Source organism: Nitrobacter sp. JJSN (assembly GCF_051912485.1).
Lineage (GTDB): Bacteria > Pseudomonadota > Alphaproteobacteria > Rhizobiales > Xanthobacteraceae > Nitrobacter.
In genome coordinates this window covers 691,762-705,240 of the sequence record NZ_CP196822.1, presented here as the reverse complement: position 1 = coordinate 705,240, position 13,479 = coordinate 691,762, and the positions used below count along the sequence as shown (strand labels likewise).

The window sequence follows — 13,479 nt, the reverse complement described above, 5'->3', positions numbered from 1 at the left end:
TCGATCGATAAAGCTAGAGTCTGATTCAACACCAGTTGAATCAGACTCTAGGTAGCTGTTGCACAGGACGCTGATGTTTGCCTGTCGGCTCAGGCCGATCCGCCTGCCTTTGCAGCGCGCTGGCCATCTGCTCGATCTCGCTGACGACGAGGTCCGGCGCGACGTTCTGCACCATGTGGCCGGCGCCGGGCAGCACGATCAGTTTCGCGCCGGGTACCACTGCGGCGAACGGGCGCGAGTGGATCTTGAGCGACACCGTCTCATCCGCGTCTCCGTGGATAACAACCGTCGGAACTCTGATGCCTGCGTAGCGCGGTGCCTGCCCGGCGACCGCGGCCTTGAGGGTGACGAGGTCCCGCGCATTTGCAAGAAACTCGCGCGGCCTGAGCACCAGCGAAATCGCGGCGGCTCTGACATAATCGAGCGGCATGGCCTGCGGTAGGAAGACACCGCGGGTTCCGGGACGGACCAGTGCCAGCCCCAATGGCAGCGTAATGGTGTAGGCCAGCAGCGGTCCGATCACCGGCGTGGTGACGACCTCGTTGTAGGTGCCGACCCCTCCCGGCCACGGATAGGTGACCGGCGCCAGCATCACGAGACCGGCGACGCGCTCCGGATAGTTCAGCGCCATCAGGGAACCGAGCGAGCCGGCCCAGGAATGCACGACGAGCACAACCCCGGTTACGCCGAGTTTGCCGAGAGCCTCCTCGATCATGCGCGCTTGAACCCGGGGCGTGGAATCCGACAGCCGGTCGCGGTTGCTCCAGCCGTGCCCCGGCCGGTCGATCAGGATGACACGACGGCTTTTCGCCAGCATGTCCGCGACCGGCAGGCGCATCGTTTCCAGATTCGAACTCGCGCCATGGATCATCACGACCGGCGGAGCGTCGCTATCGCGCGGCCCGATGTCCACGACATGAATCCGCGCTCCGGCCACGCCAATTATTTTGCCTGCCGCAGGATGCATGCGGTTGAGGACAAGCACGCCGGCCTGCGTGATCAGCGCCAGAGCCACCAGCGTCGCGGCGATAACGACAACGATCATGAGAACAAGAAAGACCTTTCGTACCAATTAGATAGAGCGAAGATGTGAGCCGCTTTCGCTCAACAATACCAGCGAGGATATCGAGCATCCGGGGATCGCGGCAGTCCTCGGACCCCGGCCTGTTTATCCACATTATCCACAGGAACACGAATCCGCCCGCAAACTTTATTCACGTTCTCGGTGAAAAGTGAGGCGGCTTGAACCGGAGTATATCAGATGAGTTTTGAAGCAGGCGAAGCCGTGATCGACGAGATCGTGGCATCATGTGACGGCGACATTCGCGGCGCGCTGATGGCGCTGCTGATGGTCAACGAGCGGCTGGAGGATGAGCTGAAGCGGCTTTATGCGGCGGCGCGCGAAGGCAGCACGTTGCATTAGAACGTTTCGAGCGAAGCATGTCCTCGGGCTTGACCCGAGGATGGATACCGGTTCGCGTGACGCGTCGTGGCACGACGCCGACAGCCGTCAGTCTTTTTCTTTATCCTTCGGACATGTGCTTATCGTTGATCTGGCGAGCTTCGCGTCGGCAAGAGATGCGTATGGACCATCGCCGAACCAGATGTTGCCGTCGATGACCGGGTTGCTGGTGACGATGTCGCAGGTGTTGGTGGCGCGGTTGCCGACTACCCAGAACTGTCCTTCTGCGAAGCACGCGGATCCCGCGGCGCAGACAAAGATCACGGCCAGCATCAATGATTTCATGGTACTCTCCGCTCTCGGGTTCCCATTGAGGCCAAACCCGCATTAGCCGGAAATGTTTCGTACCACTAAGTGCCAATGGCGATCTTGGTTAATTCACGAGCCGCTGTGCACTGACCTACGCGCCAGGACTGCCGCCTTTTTTCCTCTGCCGATTCCCCAACATCAGATATCGCGCCCTTCGACCTTTTCGGTCAGCGTCTTGACCAGTTCCCGCACGTTCTCAAGATAGGGATTGATGGCGAGCGCCTTGCGGAAAGCATCGAGCGCGCGCCGGTCGTCCCCGAGCTCCTGCATGATCATGCCGAGACCGGCGAGCGCTCCAAAGTGGCGCGGCTCGCGGATCAACACCTGCTCGATGTCCTCAAGCGAATGCTGGTAGTCGTTCTGCATGTAGTACAGGGTCGCGCGCTGGCTCCATCCCTCGATGTAGTCGGGATGCAGCTTCAAAACCGCGTCGAGCAGCTTAAGGGCAATGTCGAGCTGTTGGGCGTCAATCGCGACCTTCGCCCGCTGCATCAGAAGCACCGTCGTGTCGCTCGAAGTGCGACTCCACAGAGCCAGGATGCCCGCTTCGACATGCTTGGCGCTCTCCTCGTCCGGCGCGGCCTTGAGGGCGCCGAACAGGAAATCGAGTCCGTGGGCCTGATCCTTGGGAATTCCCGGCCGCCTCGAGAGCGGCTGCGGCAGGCCCTTGGGTTCAGTGTTATCAGGCGAGGTGATCTGCGGGCCGCTGCGCGGCGGAGCCTGCGCGGACGCGACCGCAGGCAGCAAAGCTCCGGCAACGGCGAGCAGAATTGCGAGGCAAAACCACCCGATCGCGGGAAATCTCTGTTGCATTCGCGAGGTCCAGAAAATCAGGCGAGCTTCTGACGCGTCACACTAAACACAACAAAACGCGCCGCAAAGCGCAGGCACGTCAAAGAGCCGTGATGACGGGGTATGGACGACTGTGGCGCGATGCGCGGGAATCAGCCCTGACGAGCCTTGAAACGGCGCTGGGTCTTGTTGATCACATAAACCCGGCCCTTGCGGCGGACCAGACGGTTATCCCGATGGCGCGAGCGCAGCGATTTCAGCGAGTTACGGACCTTCATGGGAATATTCCTGATTTTCCAAAGGCCGTATGTGACGGACCGAAAACAGTACAACATGATTTTCCGGCTCGCGGCCAAGCCGCCCGGGACGCGCGGTTTCTAAGCCATGACACCCGGTAATGTCAATCCAAACAGCACCGATAACGGCCTGTTTGGATGCGGAAATCTTCTGAACGGATCATTGATGAAGTCCGCTGACCTCGATCCCGACTCCTGCAGGCACTCGCCACCCTGACCGGCGCGCAAAGATGGATTGGACGAGGAGTTTTCTCCGCAGTATCATCTTCAGGTGCGCGCCAATGGCCCGCAGCGAAGACCATAGCGAGAGCCAGGCGGCGACGGACACTGCTGGAGGTCCGTTATGAAATCGCATCGGCTTCCCTTCGAAAACAGATGGACGAACGGCGAACACGCTTGGCAGTGGCACTGCGAGCTGGAGCGGCTGGGTGTGTCCACCGTCCGGATCATGTTCGCAGATCATGAAACACACCGGATCAGGAGGCATACGGTCGTCTACGACATCCCGCCGGGATTTGTCCGAGACTGGCTGGCGTTTCACGACCGGCACGAAACGAGACGACAGCGCGTCCGGCAACTGATTTTCGCCGCGATAGCAATCGCTGCGCTGGCGATCGCGGCAGCGTCGTTCTTGCGAACATGACTCGAGTCCACATTCGCGGTGAAAGGTTCCCGTCGATTCAATCTTGAATCGATTTATCAGGGTTAACGATGCGCGGACATTCTCCGGTGCATAGCCGGAACGCTCCCTCGTGCGGCCATACCCGAGGTCTCACTCTCGCTCCGCCAGGGAGGGACACCGGTATGAGCGATAAAGCCAGCAAGGACGACAGAATTGCGGAGACGCCCTTCGGCAAGCGAAGGGTCAAGCCCCGCGCCTGCATTGTCGAGAGCAAACATCACGTGCGATCGCTGCTCAGCGAGACGCTTGAGGAACAGGGGTTCATTCCGCACGCCTGCGCAACGCTGGACGACCTCGATGCCTCGTTGCGTTCGGACTTTCCCGACCTCATCGTCATCAGCTTCTCGATGAACGGTCTGCCTGTTACGGATATCCTGAACCTGCTTGCGGTCCGGGTCTTCGCCGGTCTCGTGTTGCTGATTGGGCCGTCGGACGCGCCCGCCGTCAGGGCGGCACAGGAGCTAGGCGAGAAACTGGCGCTGGACCTACTGCCTATGCTGTCGACGCCTTTCAGCGACAGGGATCTTCACGCCTGCGTCGCCGCCATGGTGCCGGCCGAGCCACCCCCGCCGCCGGTCGATGTGGCCGAGGCGCTCGGCGCCGGCTGGCTTGAACTCTGGTATCAACCCAAGGTCGATACCAGAAGCCTTGCGCTGGGCGGCGCCGAAGCGCTGATCCGGATGCGCCATCCGAGCTGGGGTATCGTTCCGCCGGCCTATTTCATCCCGGACAAGGACGACCCGAATTTCAGGGCCCTGTCGCACTTCGTCATCGGCCGCGTTTTCCAGGACTGGCGCTATCTCGTCGCCAAGTCCGGAAGCATCCATATTTCCATCAATCTACCCCTTGCATTCTTCACAGACGCCAATGCCGTCGACGATCTGCGTTTGCAGTTCCCGGATCACCCCGCCTTCGACGGCTTGACCGTGGAGGTCGACAGCAGCGAAGTCGTCAAGAATCTGCCGCTGGCAGTCGAAGCAGCGCACCGACTGCGATTCCACAACATCGGCTTTTCGATCGACGACGTCGGCACCGAATGGCCGGCGCTGGCCGCACTGAACGAATTTCCATTCTCCGAGATCAAGCTCGATCGCCAGTTCGTTGACGGTAGCTCGTCCGCGCGACTCAAGCGCTCCGTCTGCAGCCAGATCGTCGACGTGGCCAAGAGACACGGCGTCAAAACGGTGGCTGAAGGCGTCGAGACCCGCGACGATTTCCTCGCGATGCACGGCATTGGTGTCGATTTCATCCAGGGATTTCTGTTCGGCAAGCCGATGACCACACGGAAGTTCGCACGCAACAGCCGTCAACCCCCGGCCTTCGTTCCCGTTGCCTGACAGAGCCCGTCGATGGCTTGGCGGACCGGCCAAAGGGCTTGCGCAGCTCTCTCGTTCCTGACCGAACTGGTCGAGGGCGAATGGGTTGACCTCTGCCAGCGTGGCGACGATCTATCGCCGGCTGTCGGGCCTGACCGCGTTTCCGTTTGCTTTTGCCGCGATGTCGTCGCCGGTCGCCTCGGCATTGGAGTCGAACACCGCGCGGCACGGAGCGCCGAGCTGTGTCTGGTTTTGCCGCAGGCAGGCGACAATGCGGCCAACGTCGGGAATTTCACTGCCGCAAAATCTGAAGACGTCTGGCGTACAGGCCATTTGCTGAGCGAACGTGCCGCGATATTCTTCCGCGTGCGCGACGGCCGCGATGCCGCCGGCCAGAATCCCGGAAAACAGGATAACTCCGTGCCTGCGCATGTGTCACCTCGTCTCAATGCTTCACACGCCGACACCTCCTCAAACCATTGGGGCGACAGAAAGGTTCGTTTCAGGCAATAAAATGGGACTGGCAGGTTCCGTGGTGTGATTTGCGCGAAAGCGCCACGGTCGGCCCGCTGCATCCAAAAGCGCGTCGCGTTGTTATGAGCGAGCCTTGCTCAGCGATCTCGGACACGCGAGTTGATGGGCAAAATAATCGATCAAGGCCTCGACGCGCGCCGGTCGCGGACCGCCCGGCGGCATCACCAGATGCACGGCGCCTTCGACCTGTCTCCAGTCCTTGAGGATGACTTCGACCTTCTTCGCGGCAATCGCTTCACCAACGATGAAGTCCGGTAGATCGGCGATGCCGAGTCCGGCGATGACGGCGGGCAGCAGCGCCTCGCCGTTATTGACGCGCAGTTGGCCCGATGGCCGTACGGTCGCCTGTTCGCCGAGCGCATTGGTGTAGCGCCATACCCCGGGCGTCGACAGGTAGGCGTAACCGAAGCAGCTATGCTGGGCGAGATGCATCGGATGCGTCGGCGTGCCATGTGCCTTCAGATAGGCCGGCGACGCCACGGTATGACGCGGCATCGGACAGAGCCGTCGCGCCACCAGCGAGGAGTCGGGCAAGCTCGCGATCCGTACGCCCGCGTCGAACCCCTCGCCGATCAGATCGACCATCGCGTCGCTGAAATGCAGATCCACTGAGACCTCCGGATACATCGCAAGGAATCCCGGCAGCAGCGGCGCGATCACCCTGACACCAAACGTCATAGGCACCGCGAGGCGCACCACGCCGCGCGGCGCGGCCGATCGTGCCAGCGCCTCGTTCTCGGCGGCTTCACCGTCGGCGAGCAACCGCGCGGCACGTTCGGACAAGTTCTTGCCGGCATCCGTCAGCGCCAGGCGGCGCGAGGTCCGGTTGAACAGACTGGCGCCGAGCCGATCCTCCAGCCGGCTGACGGCCTTGGAAACCGTCGGTTTCGACAGGCCCAGTTCGGTCGCCGCTGCCGCGAAGGACCGTAACTCGACCACCTTGGCGAAGATCGCCAGCGCCTCGAAATCCGGGAGTTTTGCCATCCCTCCCCCCTCGCCACTTTTGTAAATTTTGGAAACAATACGTTTCTATAGTTTCTATTTATAGACCGATCCGGAAGGCATATCCAGACGTCATCGGAATTTCAGCAACGGAGATATTCCATGACCAAAACACTCAACGGCAAGGTCGCTCTCGTCACCGGCGGTTCCCGTGGTATTGGCGCCGCAACCGCGAGGGCGCTTGCAGCCGAAGGCGCCGACGTCGCCATCAGCTACAGCGCCTCCGCGGACAAGGCCGAGGCCGTCGTCAAGGAACTCACAGCGAAGGGCGTCAAGGCGAAAGCGTTCAAGGCGGACCAGGCCAGCACCGACGACGTCGAGCATCTCGTCACTGACGTGGCAAAGTATTTCGGCCATCTCGACATTCTCGTAAACAATGCTGGCGTGATTGCCGCGGGCCCGGTCGATGGCGCCAACGATCTTGACGCACTGGCCCGGCAGCAGGCGATCAATGTTGGCGGCGTGGTCACGGCGATCCGTTCGGCTTCCAAGCTGATGGGCGACGGCGGACGCATCATCACCATCGGGTCCGGCATTGCGACGCGCGCTTCGTTTCCGGGCGTTGCCGACTATGCTGCAACGAAGGCGGCGATCGTCGGTTACAGCAAGGGCGCGGCACGCGACCTGGGCCCGCGCGGTATTACGGTGAACGTGTTGCAGCCCGGCTCGATCTCGACCGACATGAACCCCGATGACGACCGTGAATTCGCTGCGGTCCAGCGTTCGCAGCACGCGTTGCAACGCTTCGGCAAACCCGAGGAGATTGCTGCCGGTGTCGTGTTCCTCGCAAGCCCCGGCGCGTCATTCGTGACCGGCACGGTACTCAACGTCGATGGCGGCTTCGGCGCATGAACCCCAGCAACGCCGGGCACGACATCGGCTCGGCGGCGCCCTCCAGAGATTCAACGCAAGCTTAAAAAGGACAGGTCATGATCGAACTCAGACCCTTCGACAAACTCGGCGGCGCCGACCATGGCTGGCTGAAGGCGAAGCATCACTTCTCGTTCGCCAGCTACTACGACCCCAAGAACACGGGACATGGCAGCCTGCGCGTATGGAACGACGACGAGATCGCGCCGAACAGCGGATTTCCGGCGCATCCCCACGCCAACATGGAAATCATCACCTACGTTCGCGAAGGTGCGATCACCCATCAGGACAGCATGGGTAACCAGGGTCGCACCGAGGCCGGTGACGTGCAGGTGATGAGCGCAGGCTCCGGTGTGCGGCACTCCGAATACAACCTCGAGCCGGTAAAAACCACGCTGTTCCAGATCTGGATCGAGCCGACGAAGGACGGTGGCGAACCCGCCTGGGGCGCAAAGCCTTTCCCGAAAGGCGACCGCTCCGGCAAGCTCGTCACGCTCGCCAGCGGATTTGAGGCCGACAACGACGCACTACCGATCCGCGCCGATGCGCGCGTGCTCGCCACCACGCTGAAGGTCGGCGAGAGCGCAAGCTATGCGGCGGACAGGACGCGCAATCTGTATCTCGTCCCCGCGGCGGGCGCGGTCGAAGTTAACGGCGTACGCGTTAATGCCCGCGACGGCGCCGCCATCCGCGACGAGGCGACGGTGAACATCACTGCGCTGGAAGATTCCGAAGTTGTGCTGGTCGACGCGGCTTAAACCCGACACCCAATGCAGCGAACGCGATGCGCGGCATGCCCGCCGCGCATCAGTAGATATCCGAACCAATTGCTCACTTAATCGCGGCGCGGGCTGACCTTCCAGCTCGCCGCCATGATGCCGATCGTCAGTAATCCGGTAATAACCGCAGCAAAGGGAATGGCCAGCGCCAGCGCTGTGGTCGCTGCCCAGCCGATCGACGAGAACGCTTCCGCAAATGTGGCCAGCCTCGATGAGGTTTGGCGGCGCCGAAACTGGCTTCGCCTGGCCTGGACGCGAAACCAGAGCTGGATCGCGGTCGCGGACACCGCGGCTATTCCAATTCCAAGTGCCGTCACTACAGCTTGCGAAACCGAGAGCACGGCCAGCCCGAACATCAGCGGCGCGAATGCAAACGCAATGACGATGAGCACCACCTCGATCTTGGCGCGGGTAACCCGGGACGCCGCCAGCGGCGCAGTGGCCACGAGATCGGCCGCGTCCTCGCCCGAAATCGTCAGCCACGCCAGCCCCCCCGCGAGCTGCCCTGCCGCCATAACCAAAACCGGTGTAATCAGCATGAGCGCCGCGGAGCTGTCGGTAAAGCTTCGCCACAGCATCACTGCGGGCGGAATGAGATAAAGCAGTTGCATCAGCGATTGTGACATCAGCCACGGATCGCGCCACAACAGCAGCAACTCCTTGCGCCGCAGCGTCTTTGCGCGCGAGGCTACGCGAAACGGCCGAAAGGCGCGGCCACGCGCTGTTGCCGACGCCATGCCCGTCGACGCGCTGATGACATCGTCGCCGAGCCGCGGCGAAAAGACGGCCAGGGTGATCCCAAGCAGAACGAGGCTGCCGCCGAGCAGACCGAGCAATGCCGCGCCATCGCCGAGCGCCGCGCGCACCGGCACCCAGACCACACTCCCCTCCTCCGGCGCGACGGCGGTCACCGCATTCGACGTGAGCAAGGCGAAACGCGACAGCGTGTTGGTGGAGAGGATCGCCGCGATCTGAATCGCGATGACAAAACCCGCCCCGATAATGACAGCAAAAACTTGTGCGACCAGCCGCGTGCGCTTCGCGCCAATCAGATGAAATAGCCCGATCGTCAACGCGATCGCAACGGCCGCCGCCGAAATGCCTGATGCCGCGATCACGCCATAGGCGGCCAGCCAATGCGGCCCACCTGCCAGCGCGAGGGCATCAATGAACGGCGCGGACAGCAGCAGCGCCATCGCGGTGACAGCGAAGGCGATGGCCCCCATGCGGGTGGAAAAAACATTCGTCAGCATCACCGGCGACGACATGATGAGATCGAGATCGGCGCGGGAATAGAGCACTCGCGTGACCGATTCCATCGCCTGCGACAAAATCAGCGCCCAGGCCAAAAACAGGCTCACGGTGGTCACGATCAGCGCCGTCCGGTCGACGGTATCGGACGACATCTGCGCATAGGGGGCCACAACGGCATAGGCCAGCAGATGCATCAGCGCGGCGAATACCATGAGGCCGATGGCGACGTTGCGGGTGCGGCGCTTGCGCCCCGCCGTCAGCATCGAAAGCCAGTCGCGCCACGCCAGGCGAATCTCATGCCGGGCAAACCACGCAAGCTGCAGAGCAGAACTCATGCCGCAACTGCGTCTTTGTCGACAAGCGCGAGAAACGTGTCCTCAAGGCTGGTATGGTTTTCGCCGTTCAATTGCCGCAACTCTTCGAGCGTTCCCTCGGCGATCAGCCTGCCGCCGGCGATGACGCCGATCCGGTCGGCCATACGCTCGGCGACCTCAAGAATGTGCGTGGTCATGATGACGGTATCACCGCCGCGCACGCGCTCCTGCAGCAGGCCTTTGACGTGACGCGCCGACACCGCATCGAGACCCGTGAGCGGCTCGTCGAGAATGATCAGCCTGGGATCATGAACCAGCGCACCTGCCAGCGCTACCTTCTGCCGCATGCCCTTGGAAAATCGCTCGCAGCGCTCATCGAGATGGGCGGCAAGCCCGAGCGATGCGAGAAGACCCCGCGCCGCCAGCTCCGACGCCGCCGGGTCGCAGCCCCATAGGCCGGCGACGAATTCCAGGTATTCCAGCGGCGTCAGCTTGTCGTAGATCATCGGCTCGTCGGACACCCACGCCATGATCTGCTTGGCGCGAACCGGATCCTTCAGCGCATCGATTCCGAGCAGCGACACCGTACCCGCATCCGGCCGCAGCAGGCCCGCGACCATCCGCAGCGTCGTGGTCTTGCCCGCACCATTGGGCCCGAGCAGTGCGTAGAATTCGCCGGACCGGATCGTCAGATCGAGGCCGTCGACGGCCGGACGGTCGAAATGCTTCGTTAACCCTCGCACAGTGAGTGCGGGTGTTTGCTGCTCCAGGCTCATGAAGGGGGACGATCTCCGCTGCATCGGTCGCACAGACTGGATCGAAGATATTTCGGCGCAGTGAATCCCGAGCGGCAAAGCCGATGCATTCGGTACGAAAGGCGCCGTGGCCAAGACCCTGCCGGTCGTGTATCAGACCACCCGGAAACACACCCATTCACGGAACATGCCTTGGACCAGAATTCGACCATCAAGCCATTTCTCGAGGTGCTTTCGGGCCGCCGTCATGCCGTGCCGCCGATCTGGATGATGCGGCAGGCCGGCCGTTACCTGCCCGAATATCGCGAGTTGCGCGCGAAAGCGGGCGGCTTTCTTGACCTCTGCTTTACGCCGGAATTCGCCGCCGAGGTGACGTTGCAGCCGATCCGCCGCTTCGCATTCGACGCCGCGATCATCTTCTCTGACATTCTGGTGATTCCCTACGCACTCGGGCGCTCGGTGCGCTTTGAGGTGGGCGAAGGCCCGCGGCTCGATCCGCTGGATACGCCGGACAAGGTCGCAACGCTTTCGCGCGAAGCCGACATGACGAAACTCGAGCCGGTGTTCGAGGCGCTGCGCCGCGTCAAGCGCGAGCTCGATTCAAAAACAGCACTGATCGGTTTCTGTGGCGCGCCGTGGACGGTCGCGACCTACATGGTCGCCGGACAGGGCACGCCCGATCAGGCCCCGGCGCGGATGATGGCCTATCGCCACCCCGACGCCTTCGCAAAGATCATCGATGCCATCGTCGACAACTCGATCCGTTATCTGCTCGGCCAGCTCAAGGCCGGCGCGGATGCGCTGCAGATTTTCGATACCTGGGCGGGCGTGCTGCCGCCGCGCGAGTTCGCGCGCTGGTCGATCGAACCAACCAAACGCATCGTCGCAGGCGTGCGCAGCCAGGTTCCGGATGCGAAAATCATCGGGTTTCCCCGCGGCGCCGGCGCGCTGCTGCCGTCCTATATCGAGGCGACCGGCGTCGATGCCGTCAGCATCGACTGGACCGCCGAACCGTCATTGATCCGGGAGAAGGTTCAGAGCCGTGTTGCCGTTCAGGGCAATCTCGATCCGCTGGCGCTGATCGCAGGGGGTGCCGCGCTCGATCGCTCAGTCGATGACGTGCTGACAAATTTTGCCGGAGGTCGGCTGATCTTCAATCTCGGCCACGGCATTCAACCAGAAACGCCGATCCCGCACGTCGAACAGATGATCCGCCGAGTGCGCGGTAACGGCTCGCTCAAATAGCTCGTGGCGAATTGACCGTCTCGCCCGTCGTCTGTGGGCTCGACGGCCCACTGGCGGCGTCACTTGGTATAGGGGCACAAGGACCGCAGCGACAGCGATCCGATGCGGTCCTCCAGCGAGGAGGACGCTCCCGCTTTTTTGATGAGGAAAACGATCCGCCTCTCCGCGCGTTCGGTGATTTCCACGGAATCGCCGGTCTCCCGGATCACGTTCGGAATTTCGATCACCGAGAGCGGGTCGGTGCATTGCACCTCCAGCTGTTCGCCAGGTGCCAACGATTTCAATGCCTTACGGGTCTCTAGCCCCGGCATGGGGCACTTCAGCCCGGTCAGATCGAGTTTCGTTATCAGCATCAGATAAACATGGCGAATCCCGACCGGACCGTCAACCGGGGGACTGCCACGTCTGTCTTACATTGGCTCCAATCCAGTTCCGTTTCGGGGATGTTTTCCAGCCAATCACATCCTATTGTTCTGCGGACCGGACGCCTCATGACCAGCATCGACGCAGCCTCCCCGACAGAATACCCGCCGACTCCCGCCGTCATTCTTGCCGGCGGCCTTGCGCGGCGCATCGGCGGCGGCGACAAGCCGATGCGTCAGATCGGCGGGCAAACCATTCTGGCCCGCGTCATCGCGCGGCTTGCGTCCCAATGCGGCGGCCTTGTCCTCAACGCCAATGGCGATCCGGAACGGTTTACGGCATTCGGCCTGCCGGTGATCGCCGATACCGTGGCGGATTTTCCGGGCCCTCTCGCAGGGATTTTGGCTGCTCTCGACTGGGCGGCGGAGCAACAATCAGGAATCCAATGGATCGTGAGCGCGCCGGGAGACTGCCCGTTCCTGCCACGCGATCTGGTAGCGCGGCTGCATCGTGCGCGGAACGAACAGGATGCCCAGCTTGCAGTCGTCGCCTCGAGCGGGCGGTCGCATCCTGTGATCGGCCTTTGGAACGTGACGCTGCGCGACGAACTGCGTCAGGCACTAACCTCCGAAGGTGTCAGAAAGGTCGATCGCTGGACCGAGCGCTACCGGCTCGCCACTGTGTCATGGCCGACCGTACCGTTCGACCCTTTCTTCAATATCAACACCGCTGACGATCTTGCCGAAGCCGAGCGGCTCGTGGCGCTGGACGCCGCGGACAGTTCGGCCGCCTGCGCGGCCTCATGAGATCGATGACCCAGTCCGGCGCGGGCGGGCGGGTCGCGCCCGGGACGATCCAGCGGCCATGGGCATCGGAAGCTTTCGGCTACCCTCAACGGGTTCCACCGGCCATCGCCTGACCGGCCTCCTGCCTGCGCGGCAGTTTCCAGTTCGGCCGGACGAAGTGGCAGGTATAGCCGTCCGGATAGCGCTCCAGATAATCCTGATGCTCGGGCTCCGCCTCCCAGAACGGTCCGACCGGCGCAAGCTCCGTGACCACCCTCCCCGGCCAAAGACCGGACGCATCGACGTCGGCGATGGTATCTTCCGCGATCCGCTTCTGCTCGTCGCTCGTGTAGAAGATCGCGGAACGGTAGCTCGCGCCGCGATCGTTGCCCTGTCGGTTCGGTGTGCTGGGGTCGTGGATCTGGAAAAAGAATTCCAGCAGTTGCCGATAGCTGATCGTTTTCGGATCGAAGGTGATTTCGATGGCCTCGGCATGGCTGCCATGGTTGCGGTATGTCGCGTTCGGCACTTCGCCGCCGGAGTAGCCGACCCGGGTTGAGATCACGCCGGAATACCGGCGCAGCAGATCCTGCATGCCCCAGAAGCACCCTCCGGCGAGGACCGCGCGTTCCTTTGAAGCTGTCATGTCCGTCCCTCCCTGTTTTGCGCTTGGATCGCTCCTGCAATCCGATTCGGGCATACGCACCGTGACGTGCACCCC

General features: G+C 62.4%; 16 protein-coding genes and 1 pseudogene. 7 read left to right on the top strand and 10 right to left on the bottom strand.

Annotated features, from left to right (window positions below; translation table 11 throughout):
• Window positions 1-40: 40 nt before the first annotated feature.
• The gene (locus ACSZOQ_RS03625; protein ID WP_439924670.1) at window positions 41-1,045 is read right to left on the bottom strand and encodes an alpha/beta fold hydrolase; all 1,005 of its coding nucleotides are present in this window, start codon (window positions 1,043-1,045) and stop codon (window positions 41-43) included.
• A gap of 216 nt (window positions 1,046-1,261) precedes the next feature.
• Here ACSZOQ_RS03625 and ACSZOQ_RS03620 point away from each other — a divergent pair, with 216 nt between their 5' ends.
• Window positions 1,262-1,423, top strand: a complete 162-nt coding sequence (locus tag ACSZOQ_RS03620) for a hypothetical protein (RefSeq protein ID WP_439924669.1) — start codon at window positions 1,262-1,264, stop codon at window positions 1,421-1,423.
• Window positions 1,424-1,510: 87 nt separating this feature from the next.
• On the opposite strand, the gene ACSZOQ_RS03615 is transcribed toward ACSZOQ_RS03620, so the two are convergent.
• From ACSZOQ_RS03615 to ykgO, 3 genes are all read right to left on the bottom strand, one after another.
• Window positions 1,511-1,747 (bottom strand): hypothetical protein, encoded by a 237-nt coding sequence (locus ACSZOQ_RS03615; protein ID WP_439924668.1) that lies wholly within the window; start codon window positions 1,745-1,747, stop codon window positions 1,511-1,513.
• Window positions 1,748-1,909: 162 nt separating this feature from the next.
• Window positions 1,910-2,584, bottom strand: coding sequence for a tetratricopeptide repeat protein (locus tag ACSZOQ_RS03610; protein WP_439924667.1), 675 nt, complete (start codon window positions 2,582-2,584; stop codon window positions 1,910-1,912).
• A 131-nt stretch (window positions 2,585-2,715) separates the two neighbouring features.
• The gene (ykgO, locus tag ACSZOQ_RS03605) at window positions 2,716-2,841 is read right to left on the bottom strand and encodes a type B 50S ribosomal protein L36 (RefSeq protein WP_011314284.1); all 126 of its coding nucleotides are present in this window, start codon (window positions 2,839-2,841) and stop codon (window positions 2,716-2,718) included.
• Window positions 2,842-3,202: 361 nt separating this feature from the next.
• On the opposite strand from ykgO, the gene ACSZOQ_RS03600 reads away from it, so the two are divergent.
• Both ACSZOQ_RS03600 and ACSZOQ_RS03595 read left to right on the top strand, forming a co-directional pair.
• Window positions 3,203-3,502, top strand: coding sequence for a hypothetical protein (locus ACSZOQ_RS03600; RefSeq protein ID WP_439924666.1), 300 nt, complete (start codon window positions 3,203-3,205; stop codon window positions 3,500-3,502).
• A 161-nt stretch (window positions 3,503-3,663) separates the two neighbouring features.
• A complete protein-coding gene (locus ACSZOQ_RS03595) occupies window positions 3,664-4,878 on the top strand; it encodes an EAL domain-containing protein (protein ID WP_439924665.1) in 1,215 nt (404 codons plus the stop codon).
• Between the two features lie 111 nt (window positions 4,879-4,989).
• Here ACSZOQ_RS03595 and ACSZOQ_RS03590 read toward each other — a convergent pair whose 3' ends face one another.
• On the bottom strand, window positions 4,990-5,289 hold the full coding sequence (locus ACSZOQ_RS03590) for a cysteine rich repeat-containing protein (protein ID WP_439924664.1): 300 nt from the start codon (window positions 5,287-5,289) through the stop codon (window positions 4,990-4,992).
• Between the two features lie 162 nt (window positions 5,290-5,451).
• On the bottom strand, window positions 5,452-6,375 hold the full coding sequence (locus ACSZOQ_RS03585; RefSeq protein WP_439924663.1) for a LysR family transcriptional regulator: 924 nt from the start codon (window positions 6,373-6,375) through the stop codon (window positions 5,452-5,454).
• 120 nt (window positions 6,376-6,495) lie between these two features.
• Here ACSZOQ_RS03585 and ACSZOQ_RS03580 point away from each other — a divergent pair, with 120 nt between their 5' ends.
• Window positions 6,496-7,245, top strand: a complete 750-nt coding sequence (locus ACSZOQ_RS03580) for an SDR family NAD(P)-dependent oxidoreductase (RefSeq protein WP_439924662.1) — start codon at window positions 6,496-6,498, stop codon at window positions 7,243-7,245.
• A 77-nt stretch (window positions 7,246-7,322) separates the two neighbouring features.
• Window positions 7,323-8,021: a pirin family protein gene (locus tag ACSZOQ_RS03575; protein ID WP_439924661.1), complete on the top strand. Its 699-nt coding sequence runs from the start codon at window positions 7,323-7,325 to the stop codon at window positions 8,019-8,021.
• 77 nt (window positions 8,022-8,098) lie between these two features.
• Here the strand turns inward: ACSZOQ_RS03575 and ACSZOQ_RS03570 are convergent, their stop codons facing one another.
• A complete protein-coding gene (locus tag ACSZOQ_RS03570; RefSeq protein ID WP_439924660.1) occupies window positions 8,099-9,631 on the bottom strand; it encodes a permease in 1,533 nt (510 codons plus the stop codon).
• Window positions 9,628-10,326, bottom strand: a pseudogene (locus ACSZOQ_RS03565) (ABC transporter ATP-binding protein); the annotation flags it as partial. The gene ACSZOQ_RS03570 and the pseudogene ACSZOQ_RS03565, both read right to left, overlap by 4 nt.
• A gap of 306 nt (window positions 10,327-10,632) precedes the next feature.
• Here ACSZOQ_RS03565 and hemE point away from each other — a divergent pair.
• Window positions 10,633-11,610: a uroporphyrinogen decarboxylase gene (gene hemE, locus ACSZOQ_RS03560; protein WP_439925943.1), complete on the top strand. Its 978-nt coding sequence runs from the start codon at window positions 10,633-10,635 to the stop codon at window positions 11,608-11,610.
• 59 nt (window positions 11,611-11,669) lie between these two features.
• Here the strand turns inward: hemE and ACSZOQ_RS03555 are convergent, their stop codons facing one another.
• Complete coding sequence (locus ACSZOQ_RS03555) at window positions 11,670-11,963, bottom strand: sulfurtransferase TusA family protein (protein WP_439924659.1); 294 nt, start codon at window positions 11,961-11,963, stop codon at window positions 11,670-11,672.
• A gap of 138 nt (window positions 11,964-12,101) precedes the next feature.
• On the opposite strand from ACSZOQ_RS03555, the gene mobA reads away from it, so the two are divergent.
• On the top strand, window positions 12,102-12,779 hold the full coding sequence (mobA, locus tag ACSZOQ_RS03550) for a molybdenum cofactor guanylyltransferase MobA (protein WP_439924658.1): 678 nt from the start codon (window positions 12,102-12,104) through the stop codon (window positions 12,777-12,779).
• An 85-nt stretch (window positions 12,780-12,864) separates the two neighbouring features.
• On the opposite strand, the gene msrA is transcribed toward mobA, so the two are convergent.
• Window positions 12,865-13,404 carry a peptide-methionine (S)-S-oxide reductase MsrA gene (gene msrA, locus ACSZOQ_RS03545; protein ID WP_439924657.1) on the bottom strand — a complete coding sequence of 180 codons (540 nt, stop codon included), beginning with the start codon at window positions 13,402-13,404 and terminating at the stop codon, window positions 12,865-12,867.
• Window positions 13,405-13,479 lie beyond the last annotated feature (75 nt).

What these genes read in the sequence shown, in the direction of transcription:
- ACSZOQ_RS03595 (WP_439924665.1), top strand. Translation starts at nt 3,664, where the DNA reads ATGAGCGATAAAGCCAGCAAGGACGACAGAATTGCGGAGACGCCCTTC.
- ACSZOQ_RS03575 (WP_439924661.1), top strand. Translation starts at nt 7,323, where the DNA reads ATGATCGAACTCAGACCCTTCGACAAACTCGGCGGCGCCGACCATGGC.
- ACSZOQ_RS03610 (WP_439924667.1), bottom strand. Translation starts at nt 2,584, where the DNA reads ATGCAACAGAGATTTCCCGCGATCGGGTGGTTTTGCCTCGCAATTCTG.
- ykgO (WP_011314284.1), bottom strand. Translation starts at nt 2,841, where the DNA reads ATGAAGGTCCGTAACTCGCTGAAATCGCTGCGCTCGCGCCATCGGGAT.
- ACSZOQ_RS03620 (WP_439924669.1), top strand. Translation starts at nt 1,262, where the DNA reads ATGAGTTTTGAAGCAGGCGAAGCCGTGATCGACGAGATCGTGGCATCA.
- ACSZOQ_RS03585 (WP_439924663.1), bottom strand. Translation starts at nt 6,375, where the DNA reads ATGGCAAAACTCCCGGATTTCGAGGCGCTGGCGATCTTCGCCAAGGTG.
- ACSZOQ_RS03580 (WP_439924662.1), top strand. Translation starts at nt 6,496, where the DNA reads ATGACCAAAACACTCAACGGCAAGGTCGCTCTCGTCACCGGCGGTTCC.
- ACSZOQ_RS03625 (WP_439924670.1), bottom strand. Translation starts at nt 1,045, where the DNA reads ATGATCGTTGTCGTTATCGCCGCGACGCTGGTGGCTCTGGCGCTGATC.
- ACSZOQ_RS03590 (WP_439924664.1), bottom strand. Translation starts at nt 5,289, where the DNA reads ATGCGCAGGCACGGAGTTATCCTGTTTTCCGGGATTCTGGCCGGCGGC.
- msrA (WP_439924657.1), bottom strand. Translation starts at nt 13,404, where the DNA reads ATGACAGCTTCAAAGGAACGCGCGGTCCTCGCCGGAGGGTGCTTCTGG.
- ACSZOQ_RS03570 (WP_439924660.1), bottom strand. Translation starts at nt 9,631, where the DNA reads ATGAGTTCTGCTCTGCAGCTTGCGTGGTTTGCCCGGCATGAGATTCGC.
- mobA (WP_439924658.1), top strand. Translation starts at nt 12,102, where the DNA reads ATGACCAGCATCGACGCAGCCTCCCCGACAGAATACCCGCCGACTCCC.
- ACSZOQ_RS03555 (WP_439924659.1), bottom strand. Translation starts at nt 11,963, where the DNA reads ATGCTGATAACGAAACTCGATCTGACCGGGCTGAAGTGCCCCATGCCG.
- ACSZOQ_RS03600 (WP_439924666.1), top strand. Translation starts at nt 3,203, where the DNA reads ATGAAATCGCATCGGCTTCCCTTCGAAAACAGATGGACGAACGGCGAA.
- ACSZOQ_RS03615 (WP_439924668.1), bottom strand. Translation starts at nt 1,747, where the DNA reads ATGAAATCATTGATGCTGGCCGTGATCTTTGTCTGCGCCGCGGGATCC.
- hemE (WP_439925943.1), top strand. Translation starts at nt 10,633, where the DNA reads ATGATGCGGCAGGCCGGCCGTTACCTGCCCGAATATCGCGAGTTGCGC.